Below are 25,794 nucleotides of genomic sequence, written 5' to 3'. Positions count from 1 at the left end.
CCGGCATCGCGCGCGGGCGCTCAGCGGCGCAGCAGGACGCGGAAGCGGTACGTCCGCGTGTTACCGGCGAGATCGGTCGCCGCGACGGTCAGCGTCGTCCGCACCGCTCGCTGCCGCTGCAGCAGGCGACGGCCCGCCGGCGTCAGCGTCAGCCGGACGGTCGCGCGTCTGCCGGCGGCCGCCTTGAAGCGACCGCGCGCGAGCGGCTGCGGGACGCGGGCGCGCACGCCGGAGACGGCGCGGCGCAGCACGAGGCTGCCGGAGCAGGCGCCGCGCCCCTCGCCCTCGCGCGGCGAGCAGACGAGGCCGGCCGCCGTCCGCCCGTCGCGGACGCGCAGGGTCGTCGCGGCGATCCGCAGGCCGGGCGGATAGACGTCGACCTGGAAGGCGTGCGCGGCGACCGGGCCGCGGCGGCCGTCGGCCGCGACCGCCCGCACCTCGATCCGGTGGTCGCCCGCGCGCAGCCCGCTGCCCGACCACGGGCTCGCGCACGGCGCCCACGGACCGCCGTCGAGACGGCACTCATAGCCGACCGCGCCAGCGACCGCGCTGAAGGCGATCCGCGCGTCGCGGGTGGGAAGACGCGCGCCGGCCGGGTCGGTCACGACGACGGCGCCGATCGCGGGCGCGTCGGGCTGCGGCTGCGGGTCGGGTCTCGGCACCGGATCCGGGTCCGGTCTCGGCTCCGGGTCGGGGTCTGGGTCTGGATCGGGATCCGGGTCTGGATCGACTCTTGCCGCCACCTCGACGGCGCCGACGTCGGTTCTCGCGCCGACCGTCCGCGGATGGCCGGCGCCGCGCTGGTCGAACGCGAGCGCGAACGGGTTGGCGCCCGCGTCGAGCGCCGGGCTGCCCGCGCCGGGGACGACCGTCGGCGTCGGCCCGCCGTGGTCGCCGAGCGGACCGAGCAGCGGATCGCCGGCGAGCGTGTCGCCCGCCGGGCGCACGCAGCCGGCCGCGTCCTGCAGCAGGTTCGCCGCGCCCGCGACGATCTCGCCGCGGCAGTCGCCGGTCGTCTGGCCGCCGTCGGCGCTGCCCGCGGCGATCGTGCTGTCGACCGTCACGACGACGCCGACGAGCGCGCCGGCCCCGCCGGCCCCCGGCTGGCCGGGGCTGGCCGGGCCGCTGTTGCTGCCGTAGCCGCCGTCACCGCCGCCGTAGCCGCCGCCCCCGCCGCCGCCGTAGAAGTAGCCGCCGTCGCCCGCGCCGCCGCCGCCGGCTCCGGCCGCGACTCTGTCCTGCTCGTTGCTGCCGCCGGCGCCGCCGCCACCGCCGTCGCCGGGACCGCCGGCCGCGCCGTCGAGCCCGGCCGTCGCGCCGCCGCCGCCCCCGGAGCCGCTGCCGGCGGTCGCCTGCACGTCCGGTCTGCCAAGACCTTCGGTGCTGCCGGCGCCGCCGTCGCCGAGCGGTCCGGTGCCCCCGGCCGTGGAGCAGCACGGCGGGCTTGCGCCCCCGCCGCCCCCGCCGCCCGGCCCGGCGCCGCCGCCGGCGCCCATGTTGTTGAACGGGTTGCTGCCGCCGACGCTCCCGCCCCTGCCGGCGACGTTCGCCGCAAAGGTGCTGTTCGCGATCGTGACGGTCCCGCCCGAGACGGCGACCAAGGCGGCGCCGCCCGCGCCGCCGCCGCCCGCGCGTGCCGCGGAGCCGGCGCCGCCCACGCCGCCGTCGCCGCCGCGGTTTGCGACGAACGTGCTGTTGACGATCACGAGCGCCGCGCCGGAGGCGTTGGTGATCGCGCCCGCGCCCGCGCCGCCTCCGCCGCCGGAGCGCCCGCCGGTGCCGCCCGCGCCGCCGGCTCCACCGCTGTTGCCGGTCAGCGTCGAGGACTCGATCGTCATCGTGCCGGCGTTGACGACCGCACCGCCGCCACCCCCGCCGCCGCCGGAGGCGGTCGTGTTGCCAAAGCCGCCCGCGCCGCCGTCGCCGCCGCTGTTGTCGGCGACGACGCTCTCGACCAGCCGCAGCGTCGCGCCGGCGCGGGTGACGATCGCCCCGTCGGCGCCGTCGCCTCCGCGGCCCTGCACGGCGCCGGACGCGCCGGCGGCGCCGACGCCGTCCCGCAGCGTCAGGCGCGCGACCGTCAGCTCGCCGGCCCGCACCTCCAGCAGCGCGACGCTGTCGCCGCCGCTGACGGCCAGTCCTGGCGCCGCGGCGCCGTCGATCGTCAGCCTGACGCCCGGAGCATCGACCGAGAGCGGCGTCGCGAGCGCGACTTCAGCGCCGGCCAGCGCCGGGGCGAAGACGATCTCGTGGTCGCCGGGCAGCGCCTGCGCCTGCGCGATCGCGGCGCGCAGCGAGCCGGCGCCCGCGTCCGCCGGGGTCGTGACCGCAAAGGTGGTCGCGGCAGCCGGGGCGGCGGTGCAGGCGAGCGCCGCGGCGGCGGTCGCGACGACCCCCGGCAGGCGGGCGAGCGTGTTCTTCGACATCCATGTCTCCTGATCGAGCGACCGCGCGATTGTCGCGCCTTCCGCCGTTTGGCGCGTTGCCGTTGGCCGCTGCGGTCAGCGGGCGGACGTGTAGGGCGAGCCGCCGAGCAGCTCCGCGATCGTCGCGGTTCTGAGCCGCTTTCTTCTGAGGATCTGGAGGATCTCCGGCAGCGCCTCCGCCGTCGGCGGGTAGTTGGCGTGCAGCAGGATGATCGCGCCCGGTCTCGCCCAGTATCTGATCGCGTTGAGGATGTAGGCCTTCGTGCGCAGGTTGGAGTCGGCGACGGTGCCGTTCCACATCACGACTCTCGTGTAGCCGCGCTCGCCGGCGGCGGCGAGCGTGCCGGCGTCGTAGGCGCCGTACGGCGGCCGCAGGTACGGCCGGCCGGTCATGCCGAAGGTCTGCTCGATCCACTGCTCGTTGCGGTCGAGGTCGCTGCCGAAGGCGGCGGCGCCGACGGCCGGCGCGTTGACGTGGCTGAAGGTGTGGCTGCCGACCGTCAGCTGGCCGGCCTCGACCAGTCTGCGGATCGCCTTGACGTGCGGTCTCCACTCGGCGTCGTAGGTGCCGTTGGGGAAGAAGGTCGCGTGCGCGCCGCTCTTCTCCAGGCCGCGCACGAGCTTGGCGATGCAGTCGCCGCAGAAGCCGTCGTCGAAGGTGAGCGCGATCTGGCGCTGGGCGGTCGGGCCGCTCTGCGAGACGACCGCGGTGCCCGCTCTGGCCGGCGGGATCGGGCCGAGTCTGATCCGCTGCGCGGCGTCCGCTCTCGCTCTGGCTCGCTGGGCTCTGCGCTGCGCGTCGGCGGTCGACACCGCGCGCGCGGCGTCGGCGCCCGCCGCCGTCGTGTCGGCACCGGCGACCGTCGGATCGCCGCCGCCGCGGGAGGCGACCAGCACCACGCCGGCGACCAGCACGGCGACCGCGAGCAGCATGCCGCCGACGGCCTGCCGTCGCCGCCGCACCGCCCGGCGGGCCTGCTCCCGCCGCGCGCGCCGTTGCTCGTCGCTGAGGCGCGTCATCGCGCCGGCATCCTGTCAGAGCGGCGCCGCGAGCGGCGGCACCGCCCGCGGATCATCTCGTGTCGCCGAGCTCCAGCACCGCCAGGAACGCCTCCTGCGGCACCTCGACACGGCCGACCTGCTTCATCCGCGCCTTGCCCTTCTTCTGCTTCTCCAGCAGCTTGCGCTTGCGCGAGATGTCGCCGCCGTAGCACTTCGCGACGACGTCCTTGCGATACGCCTTGACGGTCTCGCGCGCGACGACGCGAGCGCCTATCGCGGCCTGGATCGGCACGTCGAACTGCTGCCGCGGGATCTTCTCCTTCAGCTTCTCCGCCAGCACGCGGCCGACGTCGTGCGCCTTCGTGCGGTGGACGACCATCGACAGCGCGTCGACCGGATCGCCCGACAGCAGGATGTCGAGCTTGACGAGGTCGCTCGGTCTGAGACCGGTCAGCTCGTAGTCGAGCGAGGCGTAGCCGCGCGTGCGCGACTTCAGCTGGTCGAAGAAGTCGAGCACGATCTCGGCCAGCGGCAGGTCGTACTCCAGCTGCACGCGATCCGACGACAGGTACGTCATGCCGGCGTGCGTGCCGCGCTTGTCCTGGCACAGCTCCATGATCGTGCCGACGAACTCCTTCGGCGTGAGGATGCTGGCGCGGATGTACGGCTCGCGGATCTCTCTGATCTTCGTCGGGTCGGGCATGTCCGACGGGTTGTGGACCGGCACGATCTCGCCGGCCTGCAGCTCGACCTCGAACTCGACCGACGGCATCGTCGTCATCAGCTCGAGGTCGTACTCGCGCTCCAGCCGCTCGCGCACGATGTCCATGTGCAGCAGGCCGAGGAAGCCGCAGCGGAAGCCGAAGCCGAGCGCCTCCGAGGTCTCCGGCTCCCACACCAGCGCCGCGTCGTTCAGCGTCAGCTTCTCGAGCGCGTCGCGCAGGTCCGGGTAGTCGTCGGAGTCGATCGGGAAGAGGCCGCAGAAGACCATCGGCTTGACGTCCTGATAGCCGGGCAGCGCCTCGACCGCCGTGTTGCGTCTCGTCGTCAGCGTGTCGCCGACGCGCAGCAGCGTGACGTCCTTGATGCCGGTGATCAGGTAGCCGACCTCGCCCGGACCGAGGTCCGTCGTGGCCGTCATGCGCGGGTTGAAGTAGCCGATCTCGTCGATCTCCGCCTCGGTCCCGGCCGCCATCGCGCGGATCCCGTCGCCCTTTCTGAAGGTGCCGTCGACGACGCGGATGTAGGCGACGACGCCGCGGTACTGGTCGAACTCGGAGTCGAAGATCAGCGCGCGCGGCGCCGCGTCCGGGTCGCCGGAGGGCGCCGGCACCTTCTGCACGACCATGTCGAGCACGTCTCTGACGCCCATGCCGGTCTTGGCGGAGATCCGCAGCACGTCGTCGGGGTCCTCGCCGAGGAGGTCGGAGACCTCGCCCGCGACGCGCTCGGGCTCGGCGCCCGGCAGGTCGATCTTGTTGAGCACGGGGACCAGCTCCAGCCCGCCGTCGATCGCCAGGTAGGTGTTGGCGAGCGTCTGCGCCTCGACGCCCTGCGAGGCGTCGACGACCAGCAGCGCGCCCTCGCAGGCGGCGAGCGAGCGCGAGACCTCGTAGGAGAAGTCGACGTGGCCGGGCGTGTCGATCAGGTGCAGCTGGTAGGTCTCGCCGTCGGAGGCCTCGAACAGCACGCGCACGGCCTGCGCCTTGATCGTGATGCCGCGCTCGCGCTCGAGGTCCATCGAGTCGAGCAGCTGCGCTCTCATGTCGCGCTGCTCGACGGTCTTGGTGACCTCGAGGATGCGGTCGGCCAGGGTCGACTTCCCGTGGTCGATGTGGGCGATGATCGAGAAGTTGCGGATCTTGGACTGGTCGGCCATGGGCCGGTACAGGTTAGGCGCCTTGGCGACTGTAAGGCCCTCCCCCCTCTCGGGTAAGGCATTTCGCCCGTGAAATGGCTGCATCCGCCCGATGTGTCCGCTCTGTCTCAGCCGTACCGTCCTAACGGTCAGAAACGACCCAGGAGCTGACCATGAACCCCGCCCTCACCACCATCCAGAACGACGTCCGGGCGGCCGACCTGCGCGACCGCGCCGAGCGCCAGCGCAGCACGCGGCTGTCGCGCCGGAGCAGCAGCGCCACCGCCGCGGAGGTGCGCGACGCACAGCGCGCCGCGCACGCGCCGGCCTTCGGCGCGCTGTTCCTCGGCCACGGCTTCTTCGGCCGCGAGCACGGCTCCGCCGCCTAGCCCGTTTCACCAGCTTGGGTGCCATGGAGCGCATCGGCCAGCACCGATGAACTCCACGCGCAGCGGCTTGTCCGATGCGCGGAAGCCCGAGAACGCAACGAAAGCCCGCCCGTCCTCTTCCTCCTCGTCGGAGCTGAGCGGGCGGGCGCGTTGCGTTGAGGAGCCGTGTAAGGCATTCCCTTACCGCCCGCGCGGCGGGCGTCTGCCCGGCGGCCGCCGTCTCGGCGCGCGGCGCGGGGCGGCTCCGCGCGCGGCGGCGGTGCGCGGCTCGCGCGGGCGCGGCGGCGGCACGCGCCGCTTCGGCTTTCTGCGCCGGCCGGCGAGACGGCTGTTGACCATCGTGTAGATCTGCTGCCCTTCCGGCACGCGCCAGTGCAGGATCGCGGCGACGTAGAAGGCGCTGCCGGTCGCGATCGCGGTGCCGACGCTGATGATCTGCGCCGGCAGCGAGCGGCCGAGCGCGCCGTCGAGCCCCCACCAGACGAACCAGGCGCTCGCGCCGAGGATCGCGGAGGCGAACAGGACGCGGCTGAAGGAGAAGAGCGTCTCTCTCCCCTCCAGCGAGCCGTGCAGCAGTCTGCGCACGCCCAGCCACTGGCCGGCCGCCATCGCGAGGTTGGAGACGACGGTGCCGAGCACGAGGCCGGCGACGCCGTAGGGCTTGTAGAGCGCGAGGCTGACGGCGGCGTTGACGACCAGCGAGCCGAGCGAGAGGGCGGTCGGGATCCACGGTCTCTGAAGCGAGAAGAAGGTCCGCGACAGCAGCAGGTTGAGGCCCGAGAACGGGAGGCTGAAGGAGAACCAGAAGAGCGCCGTCGAGACCAGCTCGGTCGACTCGGCGTCGAACGCGCCGCGCTGGTAGACGAGCCGCGTGATCGGCACCGACAGCACCATCGTGGCCGCGGCCGCCGGCGTCAGCAGCATCCAGATCAGGCGCATGCCGTCGGCCATCGTGTGACGCAGGCCGGGCAGGTCGCGGCGGGCGGCGTAGCGGGACAGCACCGGGAACAGCACGGTCGCGACCGCGACGCTGAACATGCCCTGCGGCAGCATGTAGATGCGGAAGGCGGCGTCGATCGCGCGCGGCGCCTGCTCGCTCACGAGCGTTCCGAGCGAGGAGTTGATCAGCAGGTCGAAGTTGATGATCCCGAGGCTGATCGTGACCGGCAGCATCAGCCGGAAGACCTGGGCGATGCGGGCGTCGCGCCAGTTGAAGGCGAACTGGAATCTGAAGCCGACACGCGGCAGCACCGCGATCGACATCGCCAACTGGACGATCGTTCCGAGGAGCACGCCGAGCGCGTAGGCGTACATCGCGTTGTCGCCTCTGAACATCGGCTTGCTGATGACCAGCACGGCGATGATCACGACGTTCCAGACCAACGGCGCGATCGCTGGGATCGAGAAGTGGTCGTAGGTGTTGAGGATGCCGACGACGAGGCCGTTGATCCCGAGCAATACGACGATCGGGAACAGCACCTGCGCGAGGCCGACCGTCAGGTGGTCGAGGTGCGCGTCGAACTTGTCGCTGGTGAACAGCGGCATGATCACGCCGGCGCCGAGGATGAAGAAGGCGGTGATCGCCCCGAGCGCGGCGATGATGATCAGGCACAGCGTCGAGGCGAGCCGGAACGCCTCCTTCTGCTGTCTTCTCTCCAGCAGCTCGGTGAAGACCGGCACAAAGGCGGCGCTGAGCGCGGCGTCGGCGAAGAGGCTGCGGACCAGGTTGGGGACCTGGAAGGCGATCGTGAAGGCCGAGAAGGCGCCGCTGGTGCCGAAGTAGCTGGAGGCGACGATCTCGCGGATCAGGCCGGCTATTCGCGACAGGCCGGTCGCCGCCGAGAAGATCAGCGTGTTGCGCGCACGGCGCCCGCGGCCCCCGCCGTCGGCACCCGCCTCGGCGGTGGTCCTGTCGTCAGCTGTCTCGGCAGTCACGAGCGCGCTATAGTACGACGCCGCCGCGGCCATGACCGTGGCCCTTTTCTTATGGCCAACATTCATTCTCAGAAGAAGCGCATCCTCCGCGCTGAGCGCGAGCGGTCCGAGAACCGCCGCTACACGTCGAAGATCAAGACCTACTTCCGTCGTCTCGAGGCCATCACCTCGGGCGAGGAAAGAGCGGATGCCGCCCCTGTGCACCGCGAGCTGGTCCAGACGATCGACAAGGCCGTCAAGCGCGGCGCGCTCCACCGCAACAACGGCGCGCGCAAGAAGTCGCGTGCCGCCCGCATTCTTGCGGGTAGCGGCACCGACGCGTAGGACCCGCTTCTTCCACTCACATAGCTGAGCAGTACGCCGATCGGCCCGCGCAAGCGGGTCTTTCGTCGTTCTTGGGCGCCTGTGCGGCGCTGGGCGGCGCCGCCGGGCGAGCGGACGTGCAATCTCCGGGTCCCACAGACCCACAGATTGCGCCCACCCCCACGGGAAGCTGGCGCTCAGGCGGCGATGCGAGCGATCGCTCTGACGGCGAGCGTGTCCTCGCCGAGCTTCGAGCCGGCGCCGCCGCGCGAGGCCAGCTCGAGGTCGGCGACGATCTCGATCGCGGCGCGCAAGCCGGCGACGTCGTTGCGCTGCACGTCGGCGACGAACCGCTCCGCGGCCTTCGGCGGCATCCGCAGCCCGCGCTTGACGGACGCGGCCGGCTCCCCCGCCTCCAGCCGCTCGGCGACTTCGAGCGCGTCGCGCAGGCGGCGCGCGATCGTGAACAGCAGGCCGGCGAGCCGCTCGCCCTGCTGGCGCAGCTCCAGGTAGGCGCGCGTGGCGGAGGCGCCGTCACGCGCGACGAGCGCGTCGGCGAGCGTCCACGACTTGCGCTCGGACGAGTTGGCGGTGATCTCCTCGATCTGCTCGAGGCCGACGCGCGCGCCGTCGCCGAGTTCGAGCGCCAGCTTCTCCAGCTCGCGCAGCAGCCGCTGCTGCCGCTCGCCGACGTGGTTGACGAGCGCTCTCGCGGCCGACGGGTGCAGCTCCAGCCCGAGCGCTCTCGCCTGCCCGACCGCCCATCTCGGCAGCTCCCACGGCTTGACGGTCATCTCGGTGCTGATGTCGCCGCCGGCCGTTCTGACCGCGGCGATCAGTCTGTCGGGGACCTTCATGCGGCCTTCCTCGCGACCGAAGAAGACGACTGTCGTGTCGGGCGGGAGCGACTTCACGACCGGCTCGATCACTCTCATGTCGGCCGCCTTCCAGCGCTCGACGCCGTCGACGATCAGGAAGCGGCGGCCGATCGCGAACGTCATCGCCGACAGCGCGGCCGCGACCGACTCGACCGTCGCCGCGTCGCCCTCGAACACCTCGATCCCCTGCGACCCGCTCTCCCGCTCAGCCAGCGCGCGCAGTCTCGCGCGCCGCTCGCCGAGGCGGCCGTGGTCGTCGCCGTAGATCAGATACGCGGGCTTGAACGAGGGCGCCATCGGCTCGCGAGTCTACGACGAGCGCCGGGCGTGGCGCCGCCAGCCCGCGCGCGAGCCGCGACTCCCCGCCGCTGCCCCGCCGTGCGAGCGGCCGCGGGTCAGCCGCCTCCCGGGTCCGAGGCGCCGGGCGGGTGCTGGCCGCACCGAGCCGATGCGGCCGGCGCGGTAGCGTGGCGGCATGGAGACCGACCTCCGCCTGCGCCCGCCGCGCCACCGCGTCGACCCGCGCGCGGTGCGGTGGTGGACGGCGCAGGCGCTGACGACGGTCGTGCCGGCGCTTGCCGCGCTGGCCGTCGCGGCCGTGCTGTGGGAGAGCCTGCGCGACTGGCTGCTGGTGGCGCTCGCGGTCGGCGCGCTGGTCGGCGCGGCGTATGTGGTCGTGATGCCGCGCTGGCGGTATCGGGTGCACCGCTGGGAGACGACGCCCGAGGCGGTCTACGCCGCGTCCGGCTGGCTGCTGCAGGAGTGGCGCGTCGCGCCGCTCTCGCGCGTGCAGACGGTCGACACCCAGCGCGGCCCGCTGCAGCAGCTGTTCGGCCTCGCCTCGGTGACGGTCACGACGGCGTCCGCGAGCGGCGCGATCGTGATCGAAGGCCTCGACCACACCGAGGCGGTCGAGCTGGTCGGCCGCCTGACGGAGACGACCCAGGCGATCCCCGGCGACGCCACATGAGCGCCGACGCGCCCGACTCGCAGCCGCCCGCCTCCGACGCTGTCGCCACGCCCCCGCTGGACGACGCCGCCCCGCCCTCCGCGCCGGACGAGACCGTCCCGCCCCCAAGCGCCTCCAACTCGCCCTCGGCGTCAGGCGCCGCCGCCCCGCCGCCCGCGGACGCCGCCGCCGCGCCCCCTTCCGACGCCGCCGCCTGGCGCCAGCTCGACGTGCGGGTGCTGGCGGTGCACGTGGCGCGGGTGGCGGGGTCGCTGGCGCCGATCGCCTTCCTGCTCGTGTTCGGCGGCGCGATCGACCGGACGGTGCTGATCCCGGTCGCGTTCGTCTTCGGCGGCGGGGCGCTGCGGGCGCTCGGCGACGCGGTCACCTGGGCGACGACCCGGTACCGCGTCGGCGACGAGCTGGTCGAGCTGAGATCGGGGCTGCTGCGCAGAAGAGCGCTGTCGGTCCCGCGCGACCGCGTCCGCACGGTCAACCTGACCGCGAAGCCGCTCCACCGCGTGTTCCGCATCACGACGGTCGAGATCGGCACCGGCACGCACGAGCAGGGCCAGCTGCGCCTCGACGCCGTCGCCGCCGACGAGGCCCGCCGCCTGCGCGCGGAGCTGCTGCGGCGGGGCGCGGTGGCCGGCGGGGCGCCCGCGGTCGCGGCCGGCGCTTCGTCGTCCGCAGCCGGCAGCGCGGCCGGCGCTTCGCCATCTGCCGCGGGCGGCGCGACCGCCGCCTCGCAGTCCGCCGCCGGCGGCGCGGCCGGCGCGAACGGCGCGGCGGAGGCGTTCGACCTTGACGCCCCACCGGAGGTCGAGATCGCGCGGCTGCGCTGGCGCTGGCTGCCGTACCACCTGCTGTCGCCGTGGACGCTGCTGCTGCCGGTCGCGGCGTTCGGGGCGCTGTTCAACCTGCTCGACCAGATCGGGCTCGAGCAGCGGTTCGGGCGGATAGTCGGCAACGCCGCGGAGGACGGGCTCCAGCGCGCCGACACCGAGCCGTGGTGGGCGTTCGTGCTGCTGGTGCTGTTGGCGCTGGTCGTGCTGTCGCTGGTGGGCGCGGTCGGCGCGGGCCTGCAGTTCGGCGAGAGCTGGTGGCGCTTCCGCCTCACGCGCGAGCCGAGCGGCACGCTCCACCTCAGCCGCGGCCTGCTGACGTCGCGCTCGGTGACGATCGAGCAGCGCCGCCTGCGCGGCGTCCAGCTGTCGGAGCCGCCGTTGCAGCGGCTGGTCGGCGGCGCCGGGCTGCGCGCGATCGTCAGCGGCCTGCGCTCCAGCGGCCATGACAGACCCGAGGGCGGCGCCGACACGCTGCTGCCGCACGTCGGCCGCGCCGAGGCCGAGGCGATCGCAGCCGAGGTGCTGCAGGAGCACGCCCCGGCGGGCGGCGGCGCGATGCCGGGCGACGCGGCGAACAGCTTCGCGCTGGTCGCCGGCCTCGTCGCGCATCCGCGTGCCGCGTTGCGGCGGCGGCTGACGCGGGCGGTGGCGGCGGCGGGCGTTCCGCTGCTGGCGCTGCTGCTGGCCGGGCCGGTCGCGGGGTGGCTTCCGAGCTGGCTGTGGCTGCTGCCGCTGGCGCTCGCGCCGCTGTTCCTGCTGCTGGCCCACGACGCCTACCGCGCGCTCGGCCATCGGCTCACGAGCGAGTACGTCGTCACGCGCCACGGACTCCTGTCGCGGCACACGACCGCCCTCCGTCGCGACGGAGTGATCGGCTGGAACGTGCGCCGCTCCCCCTTCCAGCGCCGCTCCGGCCTCGTGACGCTGACCGCGACGACCGCCGCCGGCAAGGGCGGCTACGAGGTCGTCGACATCGCCGCGGGCGACGGGCTCGCCTTCGCTGAGGCGGCCGTCCCGGGCCTGCTGGCGCCGTTCCTCGAAGGCGACGCGACCGCACCGGCCGCTGACGCCGAGCCGGCGCCCGCGGGCTGAGGCCCGTCACCACCGATCGCCGGCTGGCGGAGCCCGCCAGCGGATCAGTGCGACCAGCGCGGCGACGGCGGCATAGAGGCCTGCCAGCGCGAGCGGGCCGGGGAGCCGCCATCTCACCTCGGCGTGCGGAACGGTCGCGGCCGTGTGGGCGATCGCGCCGACGTAGCCGAGCAGGCTGGCGTTGAGCGTGTTGAGCGGCAGCGCCAGCGGAGCGGCGAACTGGCCGACGGCGGCGGCGAGCATGCCGAGCCACATGATCGGCGCGACCGCCGGGGCGGCGAGCACGTTCGCGGGCAGCGAGACGAGCGACAGCTCCTCGAAATGGAACGCCAGCAGCGGCGCCGTCCCGAGCGTCGCGGCGAAGGTCATCGCCGCCGCGTCGGCGAGCGGGCCGGGCACGCGCCGGCGCCGCAGCCGCGTGGCGACGGCGGGCGTCGCGAGCGCGATCGCGACGACGGCCGCGAAGCTCAGCTGCCAGCCGGGATCGGCGCTGAAGCGGGGATTGACGGCGAGCGTCACCGCCGCGGCGAGCAGCAGCGCGTACCAGCGCGAGGCGGCACGACCGGCGAGCGCGGCGGCGGTCGTCGCGGCGCCCATCGCGCCAGCCCGCTGGATCGAGGGACCGCCGCCGGCGAGGGGGACGTAGAGCGCGATCAGCGCCAGCGCGGCGGTGAGCCGCTGCCGCAGCCCGAGCCCGAGCGCCGTCAGCAGCGGCAGCGCGAGCGCCAGCAGCAGCGCGACATTGGCGCCGCTCGCGGCCGTCAGGTGGCTGAGCCCGGAGGTGCGGAACTCGTCGCGGGTCTGCTCGCTCAGCGCCTCGTCCTGGCCGAGCGCCATGCCGCGCAGGAGCGCGGCCTGCGGCGGCGCGAGCCCGACGCCCAGGGCAGCCTCCGCACGGCCGCGGATGAGATCGACCAGACGCCAGAGCCCGCCGCGCCGAGCCCCGGTCGCGGTGGCGGCGTCGACCGTGATCGCCGCGTGCGCGCCCTTGCGCACGTAGTGCTGCTCGAACGGGCCCAGCCGCCGCAGCCGCCCGCTCACCCGCACGACGCCGCCGGTCGCGACCGCCGGCCACACCGTCGCCTGGCGGATGCGGAGCATCACCCGCTCCCCCGCCCCTGTCGTCGTCGCACCCGCCGCGCCCGCCGCTCTCCCCGCGCCCGCCGAACCCGCCGCCTCCACCGCACCGCCCGCACCCGCATCATCGTGTACGAGCGTACGCAGCGAGGCGAGCGCGGTGCTGCCGAACTGGACCGGGCGCGGCTGCTCCAGCAGCGTCACCTCGGCAGTGACCTGCGTGTAGAGCAGCGGGGTGAGCGCGGTGCGGTCGAGCGCGGCGAGGCGCGCCTGGCCGCCGATCGCGCCGATCAGCACCGCCGCGAGCGCAGCGACGGCGACCACCGGACGGCCGGCCAGCGCCCCCGCCGTCAGCGCCAGCAGCAGCACGCCGCCGGACCCGACTCTGATCGCGAGCAGGCCGGCGACGAGCGCGCCGAGCACGAGGTGGCGGGGATGGGCGCGGAGCTGGTCCAGCGCCTCCTCGACGACACCGACCGCGCGGGCCGCCGCGCTCATCTGCCGAGCTGGGCGCGGATCGCGGCCAGCTTCGCCTCGCCGATGCCGGAGACGGCGTCCAGCTCCTCGATCGAGCTGAACGGGCCGTTCTGCTCGCGGTAGGAGACGATCTTCGCCGCTGTCGCCGGGCCGACGCCGTCGAGCTGCTCCAGCTCGGTTGCGGAGGCGGTGTTGATGTCGAGTGCGAGCGGCACATCGGCCGCGGCAGTCCCGTCCGCCGCCGCGGCCGACGTCCCGCCCGCGCCCGCCGGCGCCATCGCGCCGGCCCGCTCGCCCCGCCGCGGCACGACGACCTCGCCGCCGTCGGTCACTCTCGCCGCGAGGTTGACGCCGCGGCGGTCGGCGCGGGCCGTGAGACCGCCGGCACGGTCGACCGCGTCGAGGACGCGCGCCCCGTCGGCGACGCGGTAGACGCCCGGATGGCGCACCGCGCCCTTCACGTCCACGACCGCGCCGCCCGCACCGGCAGCGCCAAGCGCCGCGTCGCCGCCGGCGCCCGCCGCGCCATCGCCACGCGCCGCGCCACCGGCGCCAGCGCCGCCGGCCGCCGCGCCAGCATCGGCCGAGCCGTCGCCGGCGGCGCCTCCGCCAGCAGAGGGATCTCCGGAGGCGCCGGCGGCACGAGGTCCGCCGGCGCCATCCGGAGCGACGACGCCGGGGGAAGCGCCGCCGTCTGGGCCGCTGCCGGCCGTCCCCGCATCGCCCGACCGCAGGAACCGACCGCCGATCAGGAGGACGGCGATCGCGAATGCGGCATAGAGGGCGAGCTGGGGACGGGTCGGCTGCGGCATGTCCCGCAAGCTATGGCCGGCCGCTGTGACAGCGCTAGACGCGATCAGTGCCGATTCAGCGCAGGCTCTGCGACAAGAGTGCGGAGACTGCGCAGGACGTCGCAAAGCGCGCGACGCCTGTCACATCCGATGTCGCTCAGAGCTTCGCCGAGCGGGCGGCGTCGAGGGCGATCGCGACCGCCTCCTCCGCCTCCGCGGCCACGACGAAGCCGTCGTCGGGCAGCTGCTCGGGCGACAGCTCCCACGTCTGCAGGCCGACGACCCGCTTGCCGGCGCGCAGCGCCAGCGCGATCTCCGACAGCGTCCCGTAGGCGCCGCCGACCGCGACGACCGCGTCGACGGCGCGGACGATCAGGCCGTTGCGCAGCTCGCCCATGCCGGTCGGGATCGCGACGTCGACGTAGGGGTTGGCGGCGGCGCGGTCGAGGCCCGGGAGGATCCCGATCGTGACGATCTCCGCCGCGCGATCCAACGGCGCGCGGCCGCTCTCCGGCTCGGGATGCCCGCCGCGCGAGAGGCCCTCCGCCGCGAGCTGGGCGCCGCGACAGGCGGCCTCCATCACGCCGCCCCCGCCGCCGCAGACGATCACCGCGCCCGCGCGCACGAGCAGGTCGCCGACCGTGAATGCGAGCGCCGACTCGACCGGCCCCGCCTGCGAGGCGCCGATCACGGCGACGTGCGGGCGCGCGACGACGCGCACGCCCCCGTCGCCCCCGCCGTCGCCCGACACGGTCACCGCAAATCGCCCTACCGGACGACGATGTTGACGAGCTTGCCCGGCACGACGATCACCTTCACGACCTGTCTGCCCTCGAGATGGGCCTGCACGTTCGGAGCCGAGCGCGCCAGCGCCTCCAGGTCCTCACGCGAGGCGTCGGCCGGCGCCGTCAGGCGGTCGCGCACCTTGCCGTTGACCTGCGCCACCAGCTCGAACGTGTCCGCGACCAGCATCGCCGGGTCGGCGGCGGGCCACGGCGTCTCCCACACGCGCGCGCCGGTCGCGTTCTCGTAGACCTCGGAGGCGGTGTGCGGCGCGAACGGGAAGATCAGCGACGCGCCGGTCGCGGCGGCGAAGCGGAGCACCTCGGGAGAGGCGCTCTCGCGCTGGCGGTAGGCCTCGTTGACCAGCTCCATCACGGCCGAGATCGCCGTGTTGAAGGCGAAGCGGCGGTCGCCGAGGTCGTGCGTGACCTTGTCGATCGCCCAGTGCGCCTTGCGCGTCAGCACGGCGTCGGCGTCGTTGGCGAAGTCGCCGGCGTGCGGCGAGTCAGCCGGGCCGCGGCCGACCTCGATCCCCAGCCGCCAGAGGCGCGCGAGGAAGCGGTGGACGCCCTCGACGCCCTCGTCGGACCAGTCGGCGTCCTGGTCGGGCGGGCCGATGAAGAGGATGTAGCAGCGGGCCGTGTCGGCGCCGTATCTGTCGACGTAGGCGGAGGGCGCGATCACGTTGCCCTTCGACTTCGACATCTTCGCGCCGTCGCGCGTGATCATCCCCTGCGTGAAGAGCGCCTGGAACGGCTCGTCGGCGCTCAGCAGGCCGATGTCGTGGAAGGCCTTCGTGAAGAAGCGCGCGTAGAGCAGGTGCAGGATCGCGTGCTCGACGCCGCCGATGTACTGGTCGACCGGCATCCAGCTGTCGGCGACGGCGCGATCCCACGGCGCCGTGTCGTTCGACGCGTCGGTGTAGCGCAGGAAGTACCAGGAGGAGTCGACGAACGTGTCCATCGTGTCGGTCTCGCGGCGGGCGGGGCCGCCGCACTCCGGGCAGGTCGTCGCGACCCACTCCTCGACGGCCGCGAGCGGCGAGCGGCCTCTCGGCTTGTAGTCGGTGACGTCGGGCAGCTCGACCGGCAGCTGGTCCTCTGGCACCGCCACCGCGCCGTGCTGCTCGCAGTAGACGATCGGGATCGGGCAGCCCCAGTAGCGCTGGCGTGAGACGAGCCAGTCGCGCAGGCGGTAGTTGATCGCTCTTCTGCCTCTGCCCTCGCCGTCGAGCCAGGCGACGATCTGCTCCAGCGCCTCGCGGTTGGGCTTGCCGTCGAAGCGGGCGTCGGAGTTGACGAGCACGCCGTCGGCAGACAGCGGCAGCTCGTCCTCGGCGCCGGGCGCGGAGGCGATCACCTGGCGGATCGGGAGGCCGTGCACGGTCGCGAACTCGAAGTCGCGCTCGTCGTGGGCGGGGACGGCCATGATCGCGCCGGTGCCGTACTCCATCAGCACGTAGTCGGCGACGTACATCGGGATCGCCTCGCCGTTGACCGGGTTGACGACGCTGCGGCCGAGCGGGACGCCGGTCTTCGCCTTGTCGGCGGCGCCGCGGTCCTCGTTGGACTCCAGCAGCGCTCTTCTGACGTAGTCGCGGACCGCCTCCTCCTGCGAGGTGCCCTCGGCGAGCGCGAGCACGTCCGGGTGCTCGGGCGACATGACGAAGAAGGTGGCGCCGAAGAGCGTGTCGGGACGGGTCGTGAAGACCTCGTAGTCCTTGCCCAGCTCCTCGTTGCGGAAGGTGACGTGCGCGCCGACCGAGCGGCCGATCCAGTTGCGCTGCATCGTCTTGACGTGATCCGGCCACTGGATCTTGTCGAGGTCGTCGAGCAGCCGGTCGGCGTAGTCGGTGATGCGGAAGTACCACTGCTCGAGCTGGCGGATCTCGACCAGCGCGCCGGAGCGCTCGCCGCGGCCGTCGATCACCTGCTCGTTCGCGAGCACGGTCTCCTCGACCGGGTCCCAGTTGACCGAGCCCTCTCTCTTGTAGGCGAGCCCGCGCTTGAACAGCTGCAGGAACAGCCACTGGGTCCATCTGTAGTAGCGCGGCTCGTGCGTGCCGAACTCGCGCGTCCAGTCGATCGAGATGCCCCACTCGCGGAACTGGCGCTGGAAGGAGGCGATCGAGGCGGCCGTCGCGTCGCGCGGATGGACGCCGGTCTTGATCGCGTTGTTCTCGGCCGGCAGGCCGAAGGCGTCGTAGCCCATCGGGTGCAGGACCCGCTTGCCGCTGCGGCGGCTGAAGTGCGCGACCGCGTCGCCGAGGGCGTAGTTCTTCAGATGGCCCATGTGCGGCTCGCCGCTCGGGTAGGGCAGCATCTCGAGCACGTAGTAGGCCTCGCGGCCGTCGTCCTCGTTGGAGACCTCCCAGGTGTGCTCGTCCGCCCACACCTGCTGCCACTTCGGCTCGATCGCCTTCGGCTCGTATCTCAGCTCGCGCAAATCGCTCATCGGTGCACGACAGGCTACCGTGAGCCGGTGCGTCGGCTGCTGCTCCTCGTCGGGACGATCGTCCTCGTCGACATGACCTTCTATGCGGCGATCACGCCGCTGCTGCCCGACTACGCCGACCGCTACGGCCTGTCGACGTCGCAGGCCGGCCTGCTCGGCGCCGCCTATGCGGCCGGAACGCTGATCGCCGCGCTGCCGAGCGGGCTGCTCGCGGTGCGCTGGGGACCGCGCCGGACGGTGCTGCTCGGGCTGGCGCTGATGGCCGTCGCGAGCCTCGGCTTCGCGTTCGGCAGAACGGTGCTGCTGCTCGACGCGACCCGCTTCCTGCAGGGTGTCGGCGGGGCCTGCTCGTACGCGGGCGGGATGGGCTGGCTGCTGTCGTCGACCGCGCCTGAGCGGCGCGGGGAGACGATCGGCGCGGCGATGGTCGCCGGCGTCGTCGGGATCCTGCTCGGGCCGGTGCTGGGGACGCTGGCGCGGGCGCTCGGGCCGGAGGTGCCGTTCGCGTCGATCGCGGTGATCGGCGTCGTGCTGATGGCGGTGGCGATGCGGACGCCGCTTGCGCTGGCGGGCGCCGAGGCGGGCGCGGGCCTCGCGGGCGCGCGCGTGCGAGATGCCTGGCGCACGCGACGGGTGCGCGGCGGGATGGCGTTCGTGCTGCTGCCGGCGCTCGCGTTCGGCGCGATGAACGTGCTGACGCCGCTGGAGCTGGACCGGCTCGGCGCGGGCGGGCTGCTCGTCGGCGCCGTCTATCTGGTGGCGGCGGCGATCGAGGCGGCGGTGCAGCTGGTCGTCGGGCGAGCGTCGGACCGGCACGGGCGGGTGCTGTTCCTGCGCGTGAGCCTGGCGGGATCGTGCCTCTGCATGCTGCTGCTGACGCTGCCCGGGTCGGTGGTGGCGCTGGTGCCGGCGATCGTCCTGTCGTTCGTGGTCGTCGGGTCGTTGTACACGCCCGCGATGGCGCTGCTGTCCGACGGCGCGGCGGCGGCCGGGCTGGCGCAGGGGATGGCGTTCGCGCTCGTGAACCTGGTGTGGGCCGGCGGCCAGGTGGTCGGCGCGGTGGCCGGGTCGGGGATCGCCGACGCGTGGTCGGAAGCCGTCACGTGGCTGCTGCTGGCGGCGCTGCTCGGCGGCGCGCTGGCGGTGCTGACGGTGGCGCGGCGAGCGCCGGTCGCGACGGCCTGATCACCCAGAGTCTGGCGCGTCGGCGTCCAGAGCTGTCCAGGTCATTCCGGTGTCACGATCAGGGAACCTGGACGCCTGGCCGATTACCATCCCGACGATGGCCGACGAGTCTTCCCCCACCGAGCAGGCCGCCAAACCTCAGCAGCGCGGCCCGGCCTCCGTCTCCGCCAACCGCGTCGCCGCGATCATCTCGGCCGCCGAGGACACCGCGGCGAGGCTGCGCGAGGACGCCGAGCAGCGGCTGCGCGAGCGGATCGCCGAGGCCGACCGCGCGGCCGACAACCGCGTGACGGCGGCGGAGGACGAGGCGGCGGAGATCATCGCCGAGGCGAGAAGAATCGCCGAGCGGCTGGTCCTGGAGGCGAGAGGTGAGGCCGCACGGATGAAGACGCTCGCCGGCGCCGAGTCCGGCGAGATCAGAGCAGTGGCCGAGCAGGAGGCCCGCGAGATCAGACGCGAGGCCGAGGCCTGGGCGGCCGAGAGACGCGCCGACGGCGAGCGCCGCGCCCGCGACCTGGCCAGCGAGGCCCGCGTCGTCGCCGGCGAGGTCCGCGCCGAGGGCCTCGAGCTGACCGAGAACCTGCGCGAGCTGGGCGGCTCGCTCAGATCGAACGCCGAGCGCCTGATGCGCGACATCGTCAAGGTCCACCACCAGCTCGCCGCCCACATCGACCACGTCGACCCGGGCCCGGCCGCGGTTGATTCGTCGCCGCGCCGCCGCGAACGGGAGCGTGATCTCCCCCGTTCGTCGCGCGACTCCGCACCCCGCAACGGCACCCGCCGACGGGCCGACGACGACCTCGACGTACCCGAGTTCATCCCGCAGCGATAGGGGATTCCGCCCGGTCCCAGCGGGTGCCGCAGGTCAGCCGGCATCTCGCGCGCGGGCGTTGTACACTTCTCCTTCCCCGGGGCTATAGCTCAGCTGGGAGAGCGTCGCGCTGGCAGCGCGAAGGTCGTCGGTTCGAGCCCGACTAGCTCCATTCACACGAAACCCCCGCACATGCGGGGGTTTCGTCGTTTTAGGGGGAAGCGAACTTGGGTGGGTTCGGCGGCGGGGGTACCACCAGGGAGTACCAGACGGCTGTCCTACCGCCAGGACGTGCGTTCGTTCCGCTGCACGCCACGTCATGTTGGCCCACGGCCCTCAGATCTGGCACGCTTCCGAGGGCTGCCGGCGGCAGTGGCGACCGGAGAAGTAGTTGCAGCAAGCGACAGAAGGGGATGTCATTGATCGACACGCATGGCCGGGAGTCAAACATCCACGACGGGCCCTCGTCCTCCATCGCGAATAGAGCCGACAATACAAACGCGGGATCCCGCCTCCGGCGCCGCCCCGCACTATCAGCCTGCTCGCGGGGCATTGGGGTGGCGAACCGCCTCGCCGTCGTGGCGGAGCGGCGATCCTCACGCAAGCGCGAGAATGCGGCGGTCAACGACCAGGAACGCACGTGAAGCACGCTGACTTACCCGAAGAGAAGATTTTGTTCGAAGCCGCGGACGCGCTGCGCGGCAGCGTGGAGTCAGCGGAGTACAAGCACCTCGTGCTCGGCCTCGTCTTCCTGAAGTACGTGTCGGACACCTTTGCGGTCCGCCGGGGCGAGCTGGACCGGCTCAGCCGTGATCCGGAGTCCGAGTGGTTCCTCGAGGACGACACCGACCGCATTGCGCTGCTCGAAGAGCGCGACGAGTACGAGGCGGAGAACGTGTTCTGGATCCCGCGCGAGGCACGCTGGGACGCCATCCTCGCGCTCGGCTCGTTGCCGGACCTCGGTGTGCAGATCGACAGAGCGCTCGAACTCATCGAACGTGAGAACGTTCCGCTCAGAGACGCTCTCCCGAAGATCTACGCCCGTGCGGCGATGAGTCCCGAGACGCTGGGCACGCTCGTCTCGACGATCGCTCAGATCGGCTTTGGCGACGATCCCGACAAGGCCCGTGACGTCCTCGGACGGGTCTACGAATATTTCATTAAGGAGTTCGCCCGCAGAGAGGGCCACCGCGGCGGAGAGTTCTACACGCCCGCCAACGTCGTGCAACTGCTCGTCGAGATGCTCGAGCCATACAGGGGCCGCATCTTCGACCCGGCATGCGGATCGTGCGGCATGTTCATCCAGTCCGCCGCGTTCATCAAGGCCCACGCCGGGCGCCCCGAGGAGCTGTCGATCTACGGACAGGAGATGAACCAGGCAACCTGGCGCATCGGCCGGATGAACCTTGCGATCCACGGTCTCGGCGGCGACGTCAAGCTGGCGAACTCCTTGCTCGACGACCAGCATCAGACGCTCAAGGCGGACTTTGTGATCGCGAACCCGCCTTTCAACCAGAAGAGATGGGGCGCGTCGAGCGTCAAGGACGATGTGCGCTGGAAGTGGGGTTTGCCCCCCGACGGCAACGCCAACTACGCGTGGATCCAGCACTTCGCCTCCCACCTGGCACCGGACGGCCGCGCCGGTTTCGTGCTTGCGAACGGCTCGCTGACGTCGACACAGTCCGGTGAGGGAGCGATCCGTGAGGCGCTCATCAGAGACGATCTTGTCGACTGCATCGTCGCCCTCCCGCCCGGCCTCTTCTACACCACGGGAATCCCAGTCTGCCTGTGGTTCCTCGACCGCAACAAGACGTCCAGCGGCGAGCGCGCCCGTCGGGGCGAGACCCTCTTCATCGACGCTCGCTCTATGGGCCAGAGAATCAGCCGCACGCAGATCGAGCTCGGCGACGAAGAACTCCGGCTGATCGTGGATACCTACCACGCCTGGCGTGGCCACGACGGCGCCGGCGAGTACGAGGATGAGCCCGGGTTCGCAGCCGCCGTGAAGCTCGCCGACATCGAGGCCGCCAGCTTTATCCTCTCCCCCGGCCGCTACGTCGGCGCGCCCGAGGAGGAGGAAGACGAGATCGCGTTCGAGGAGCGGATGGCTGAACTGGTCGAGAGACTCGAGGGTGAGATGGCGGAGAATGAGCGGTTGACGAACGAGGTCCGCCGCGCGCTTAGGCGAGTGCAGTATGGCTAACGACCGCCGGTATTGGACGGAGACTCCTCTCCCTGATGTGATCGACTTTCGTGAAGGTCCCGGCATTCTGGCCAGAGACTTTCGTGACGAAGGCGTGCCCTTACTGCGGCTGGCAGGGCTGACTGGGCGGTCGTTGCTCGACGGCTGCAACTATCTCGATGCCGCGAAGGTTGAGACGAGATGGTCCCACTTCCGCCTGGAGATAGGGGACACCTTGCTGAGCACTTCTGCGTCACTCGGGCGAGTAGCGCGTGTCGACGCTTCGGCCGAGGGAGCAATCCCGTACACCGGCATCATCCGCATGCGTCCGCGGAGCTCGTCGCTGCTCCCGGACTATGTCCAGTACTTGTTGGAAGACCCCGGATTCACCTCACAGGTAAGCGCGATGGGCGCCGGGAGCGTAATGCAACATCTTGGCCCCTCTCACCTTCGACACATGAAGGTACGGCTCCCCCCGCTCGAGGCACAAACACAGATCATCGCGATCCTGGGTTCAATCGACGGCAAGATCCAGAGCAACGTCAGACTCATTGACGCTTACTCACTCGCCCTTGATCGGGTACACGACCATGCGATTATAGACGCCGATCAAGTATCACTCGGAGACCTTGGTGAGATTTCCGGAGGTGGAACGCCTAAGACGTCCGTTGCGGAATACTGGCAACCACCCGACGTTCCGTGGCTCACTCCGAAGGACATGACGGCATTGCGCGGCGTGCCGTGCGTATGGTCTGGCGAGCGCGGAATCTCTCGTTCTGGGCTCGCTAGATCGTCGGCGAAGCTGCTCCCAGCGGGAACAGTTCTTTACACGTCGCGAGCCACACTTGGAATCATCGCAATCGCCCAGCAGCCGCTTGCGACCAACCAGGGCTTTATTTCCATAGTTCCGCGACCAAGATTGAGTTCTTCGTTTGTATATTCAACTCTCATGCGGTGCCGGAACAGAATTAACGCGAGAGCTGGTGGCTCAACGTTTCCCGAGGTGAACAAAACGAACTTCAAGGGCGTTGAGTGCTCGCTGCCGGGCCCCGCTGCACTTAAAGCGCATGATGCCATGGCGGAACCGATCATCACACACATCGCTGCACTGGCGTGCGAGAGCCGCACCCTCACCAAGATCCGGCACGCCCTCCTCGCCAAGCTCGTCTCCGGCCAGCTTCGCGTCCCGCTGTCCAACGATCCCGAGGAGCAGGTCGGGGCGGCGATCGAGGCGCTGGCATGAACGGCGGGGTGTCGGAGGACGCGTACGCGGAACAGCCGGCACTCGAGTGGTTGCAGGAGGTCGGATGGGGTTACCTCCACGGCACCGGACTGATCGCAGCGCCGGGCGCACCGGAGCGGCAGCTCGATAGCGACGTGGTGTTGCGCGCGACGCTCGAGCGGTCGGTCGCTCGGCTCAACCCGGAGCTTCCGGCCGCCGCCGTGCGGCGGGTCGTCGAGCTGGCGATGACGTCGGAGCACCCGACGCCAATCGTCGATCACAAGCGGTTTCACGACATGCTGCTGTCCGGCATTCCCGTCACCTGGATCGACGAGGACGGTGAGCGGTCGACGAGAGCGAAGCTCATCGACTGGGAGACGCCGTGGAACAACGAGTTCACGGCCATCAACCAGCTGACGATCGTGCAGGGTGGACACAACCGGCGGCCAGATGTTCTGCTCTACGTCAACGGGCTTCCGCTCGGGCAACTCGAGCTGAAGAATCCGGCGCTGAACGAGGATGGACCGACGAAGGCCGTCAACCAGGTCCACCACTACAGCAAGACGATCCCCGGGCTCTACCGCTACGTCGAGGTGATCGGCGTTTCCGACCTCCTTCACGCGCGAGTGGGCACGGTGACGACGCCCGCCGCGCATTTCGCCGAGTGGAAGTCGATGGACCCCGAGGAGTCAAGACAGCGCTCGCAGCTCGAGATCCTCATCCGCAGCGTCTTCTCGCCCGCCGGCCTGCTCGACCTGATCCGCAACTTCGTGCTCTTCGAGAGCTCTGGCGCGAAGACGTGGAAGGTGATGGCGAAGTACCACCAGGTCGACGCCGTGAATCGGGCGGTGGAGGCGACCGCCGAAGCGATGGCCGACAAGACTCGCCGGGCCGGAGTGGTCTGGCACACCCAGGGTGCCGGCAAGAGCTACTCGATGGTCTTCTACGTCACAAAACTGCGCCGCGACCGGCGCTTCGCCAATCCCACGATCGTCTGTGTCACGGACACGAACGACCTGGACAATCAGCTCTCGGAGACGTTCAGCCGCCAGGAGCACCTGCGGGCGGCGGTCGACCAGGCGGAGAGCATCGATGGCGAGCGCGACCCGAAGAGCCTCTACAGGCTGCTCGACGTCCCGGCCAACGGCATCGTGTTCACGACGATCCAGAAGTTCGGCCGGCGCGAGAGAGAGGACGGCCCGATGCCGATCATCTCCGCTCGTGAAAACGTGATCGTCATCGCCGACGAGGCACACCGCAGCCAGTACAGATCACTCGCCCAGAACATCACGCGAGCGCTGCCCAACGCGACGCGCATCGGCTTCACTGGGACGCCGATCGAGCGCGCCGACCGGTCGACGAGAAACGCCTTCGGCGACTACATCTCCGTGTACCGAATGGCGCAGGCTCAGGAGGATGGCGCGACCGTCCCCATCTATTACGACTCGCGCCAGGTGCCTATCGCCGCCAACCGCGAGGAGATGGAGCGCGTCCAGGCCATCCTCGATCAGGAGACCGACGAAGGGCAGACCGAGGCGACGAGCGAGTTCGCCCGCATGGACGCGATCATCGGCGCGCCGGATCGCATCGATCGTGTCGTCGACGACCTCGTCGCTCACTTCGAAGACCGCTGCCGCACCCTCCCGGGGAAGGCGATGCTCGTCGCGTACAGCCGCCGCGCAGCCTGCGAGTACGCGCTGCGGCTGCGCGGGCGGCTGGGTGACAACGCCGTCGACGCGGTGATGAACGCGTCAGCCACTGACGGGAGCCCGATCAGCGACTTCCGTAAGTCCAAGCAGCAGCTGAAGGCGTTGGAAAAGCGGTTCAAGGACCCGGAGTCGCCGCTTCGCGTCATCGTCGTCAAGAACATGTGGCTGACCGGCTTCGACGCTCCCGTCCTGCACACGCTGTACATCGACAAGCCGATGCGCGACCACGGGCTCCTCCAGGCGATCGCCCGCGTCAATCGCGTCTTCGAAGCGAAGCCCGGAGGACTGGTCGTCGACTACATCGGCATCGGCGACGACCTGCGCGCGGGGCTGAAGGCCTACGCCCAGGGTGACGTCGACGACGTAGTCATCCCGCTCGATGTCGCACGCCGCCACCTCGTCGAGAGACACGAGGTTATGTGCGACCTTCTCCACGGCATTGCGTTTCGCCCGCCAGAGGACGCGAGTCACGCCCAACGGGCGACCGTCCTTGCGCTCGCGACGCAGGAGTCGGTCGCGCGCTCCGTCCTGGACGACGACGCCAGCAGACGCTTCCTCGATGAGCAAGCGCAGTACGCCAAGTGGTTCGCGCTCGTCTCTCCGAACGAGCCGTCGACCGCGCAGCGGTACGACCATGACTTCTTCGCGACGGTCGCCAAGTACCTGCGGCTCGCACGGACCGACGGGTCCGATGGTGGCGACGGCGCCTCGCCGGAGGCGCGACGGGCGGTGGAGCAGTTCTTCTCAGATGGCCTCTCGGGCGGCGAGATCATCGACGTCTTCGCCGTGGCTGGCGAGGAGCGTCCCGAGATATCCGTCCTGTCGGACGAGTTCCTCGATGACCTCGGCGCGAAGGTCAGACGGCCGGAGCTGCAGATCGCCCTGCTCAAGAAGCTCCTTGCGGGGCAGATCAGAGCTCGGCTCTCCACGAACCGCACGCAGCACAAGCGCTTCAGCGACGAGCTGGGCGCACTGCTGTCCCGCTACAACGAGCAGCAGCTCAGCTCAGCCGAGGTCATCAAGGGAATGGTCGACCTCGCCAAGAGCATCCGCAGCCAGACGCTTCGGAACGACGCCTTGGGCCTGTCTCGCGAGGAGACCGCCTTCTACGACGCGATCGTCAGCGCCGGCGACGACTGGGTCGATGATCCGCGGCTCAGGGACCTCGCAAGAGCGATCGTCGAGCAGGTTCGGCGCGAGCTCGCCGTCGACTGGACCGAGCGCGCGAACCTCGAGGCCAGGGTCCGTGCGAGCATCAAGCGCCTCCTGCGGAGGCACAGATTCGCGGTGCCCGAACGCAACGGTGGCATCGAGGGCGTCGCGGAGCGGGTGTTCCAGCAGGCCAGGGTGCTCTACCGCCGTTATCCGGAGATCGCCGGCGAGTGGACAGACGACACGCTCTGACACGGCCAGTAGCAGAACT

18 protein-coding genes and 1 tRNA gene are annotated in these 25,794 nt (G+C 71.6%); 10 read left to right on the top strand and 9 right to left on the bottom strand.

Annotation, left to right across the window (positions count from 1 at the left end; genetic code table 11):
• Positions 1-20: 20 nt before the first annotated feature.
• The 3 genes from Q7L73_RS00320 to lepA all read right to left on the bottom strand — a co-directional run bounded on the left by Q7L73_RS00320 (position 21) and on the right by lepA (position 5,307).
• The gene (locus tag Q7L73_RS00320) at positions 21-2,426 is read right to left on the bottom strand and encodes a choice-of-anchor Q domain-containing protein (protein WP_304687994.1); all 2,406 of its coding nucleotides are present in this window, start codon (positions 2,424-2,426) and stop codon (positions 21-23) included.
• A gap of 75 nt (positions 2,427-2,501) precedes the next feature.
• On the bottom strand, positions 2,502-3,446 hold the full coding sequence (locus Q7L73_RS00315) for a polysaccharide deacetylase family protein (RefSeq protein ID WP_304687992.1): 945 nt from the start codon (positions 3,444-3,446) through the stop codon (positions 2,502-2,504).
• 52 nt (positions 3,447-3,498) lie between these two features.
• Positions 3,499-5,307, bottom strand: coding sequence for a translation elongation factor 4 (lepA, locus tag Q7L73_RS00310; RefSeq protein WP_304687990.1), 1,809 nt, complete (start codon positions 5,305-5,307; stop codon positions 3,499-3,501).
• 152 nt (positions 5,308-5,459) lie between these two features.
• Between lepA and Q7L73_RS00305 the strand changes: the two genes are divergently transcribed.
• Entirely contained in the window at positions 5,460-5,675 is a 216-nt protein-coding gene (locus tag Q7L73_RS00305) for a hypothetical protein (protein ID WP_304687989.1), read from the top strand.
• A gap of 180 nt (positions 5,676-5,855) precedes the next feature.
• Here the strand turns inward: Q7L73_RS00305 and murJ are convergent, their stop codons facing one another.
• On the bottom strand, positions 5,856-7,610 hold the full coding sequence (gene murJ / locus Q7L73_RS00300; RefSeq protein ID WP_304687988.1) for a murein biosynthesis integral membrane protein MurJ: 1,755 nt from the start codon (positions 7,608-7,610) through the stop codon (positions 5,856-5,858).
• 51 nt (positions 7,611-7,661) lie between these two features.
• Between murJ and rpsT the strand changes: the two genes are divergently transcribed.
• Positions 7,662-7,934, top strand: a complete 273-nt coding sequence (rpsT, locus tag Q7L73_RS00295; RefSeq protein ID WP_304687986.1) for a 30S ribosomal protein S20 — start codon at positions 7,662-7,664, stop codon at positions 7,932-7,934.
• Positions 7,935-8,110: 176 nt separating this feature from the next.
• On the opposite strand, the gene holA is transcribed toward rpsT, so the two are convergent.
• Positions 8,111-9,088 (bottom strand): DNA polymerase III subunit delta, encoded by a 978-nt coding sequence (gene holA / locus Q7L73_RS00290; protein ID WP_304687984.1) that lies wholly within the window; start codon positions 9,086-9,088, stop codon positions 8,111-8,113.
• 178 nt (positions 9,089-9,266) lie between these two features.
• On the opposite strand from holA, the gene Q7L73_RS00285 reads away from it, so the two are divergent.
• Positions 9,267-9,761 carry a PH domain-containing protein gene (locus tag Q7L73_RS00285; RefSeq protein ID WP_304687981.1) on the top strand — a complete coding sequence of 165 codons (495 nt, stop codon included), beginning with the start codon at positions 9,267-9,269 and terminating at the stop codon, positions 9,759-9,761.
• On the top strand, positions 9,758-11,680 hold the full coding sequence (locus tag Q7L73_RS00280) for a PH domain-containing protein (protein WP_304687979.1): 1,923 nt from the start codon (positions 9,758-9,760) through the stop codon (positions 11,678-11,680). The genes Q7L73_RS00285 and Q7L73_RS00280 overlap by 4 nt, the downstream gene beginning before the upstream one ends.
• A 6-nt stretch (positions 11,681-11,686) precedes the next feature.
• On the opposite strand, the gene Q7L73_RS00275 is transcribed toward Q7L73_RS00280, so the two are convergent.
• The 4 genes from Q7L73_RS00275 to leuS all read right to left on the bottom strand — a co-directional run bounded on the left by Q7L73_RS00275 (position 11,687) and on the right by leuS (position 17,262).
• Positions 11,687-13,255: a ComEC/Rec2 family competence protein gene (locus tag Q7L73_RS00275; RefSeq protein ID WP_304687978.1), complete on the bottom strand. Its 1,569-nt coding sequence runs from the start codon at positions 13,253-13,255 to the stop codon at positions 11,687-11,689.
• On the bottom strand, positions 13,252-14,046 hold the full coding sequence (locus tag Q7L73_RS00270; protein WP_304687976.1) for a helix-hairpin-helix domain-containing protein: 795 nt from the start codon (positions 14,044-14,046) through the stop codon (positions 13,252-13,254). Before Q7L73_RS00270 ends, Q7L73_RS00275 begins: the two co-directional genes overlap by 4 nt.
• 136 nt (positions 14,047-14,182) lie before the next feature.
• Positions 14,183-14,782, bottom strand: a complete 600-nt coding sequence (locus Q7L73_RS00265; protein ID WP_304687974.1) for a hypothetical protein — start codon at positions 14,780-14,782, stop codon at positions 14,183-14,185.
• An 11-nt stretch (positions 14,783-14,793) separates the two neighbouring features.
• Positions 14,794-17,262 carry a leucine--tRNA ligase gene (gene leuS / locus Q7L73_RS00260; RefSeq protein ID WP_304687972.1) on the bottom strand — a complete coding sequence of 823 codons (2,469 nt, stop codon included), beginning with the start codon at positions 17,260-17,262 and terminating at the stop codon, positions 14,794-14,796.
• 27 nt (positions 17,263-17,289) lie between these two features.
• On the opposite strand from leuS, the gene Q7L73_RS00255 reads away from it, so the two are divergent.
• The 6 genes from Q7L73_RS00255 to Q7L73_RS00230 all read left to right on the top strand — a co-directional run bounded on the left by Q7L73_RS00255 (position 17,290) and on the right by Q7L73_RS00230 (position 25,775).
• Positions 17,290-18,447 (top strand): MFS transporter, encoded by a 1,158-nt coding sequence (locus tag Q7L73_RS00255; RefSeq protein WP_304687970.1) that lies wholly within the window; start codon positions 17,290-17,292, stop codon positions 18,445-18,447.
• 97 nt (positions 18,448-18,544) lie between these two features.
• Positions 18,545-19,279, top strand: a complete 735-nt coding sequence (locus tag Q7L73_RS00250) for a hypothetical protein (RefSeq protein WP_304687968.1) — start codon at positions 18,545-18,547, stop codon at positions 19,277-19,279.
• Positions 19,280-19,357: 78 nt separating this feature from the next.
• Positions 19,358-19,430 (top strand) — tRNA-Ala (locus Q7L73_RS00245).
• Between the two features lie 468 nt (positions 19,431-19,898).
• Complete coding sequence (locus tag Q7L73_RS00240) at positions 19,899-21,461, top strand: type I restriction-modification system subunit M (RefSeq protein WP_304687966.1); 1,563 nt, start codon at positions 19,899-19,901, stop codon at positions 21,459-21,461.
• Positions 21,454-22,683, top strand: a complete 1,230-nt coding sequence (locus Q7L73_RS28665; protein ID WP_310720048.1) for a restriction endonuclease subunit S — start codon at positions 21,454-21,456, stop codon at positions 22,681-22,683. The genes Q7L73_RS00240 and Q7L73_RS28665 overlap by 8 nt, the downstream gene beginning before the upstream one ends.
• Positions 22,680-25,775, top strand: a complete 3,096-nt coding sequence (locus Q7L73_RS00230) for a type I restriction endonuclease subunit R (RefSeq protein WP_304687962.1) — start codon at positions 22,680-22,682, stop codon at positions 25,773-25,775. Before Q7L73_RS28665 ends, Q7L73_RS00230 begins: the two co-directional genes overlap by 4 nt.
• The last annotated feature ends 19 nt before the right edge of the window (positions 25,776-25,794 follow it).

This window comes from Conexibacter sp. CPCC 205762 (assembly GCF_030646155.1).
Taxonomy (GTDB): Bacteria; Actinomycetota; Thermoleophilia; order Solirubrobacterales; family Solirubrobacteraceae; genus Conexibacter.
Note: the sequence above shows the minus strand (reverse complement) of the source record. Positions and strands in the feature narration are given on the sequence as shown.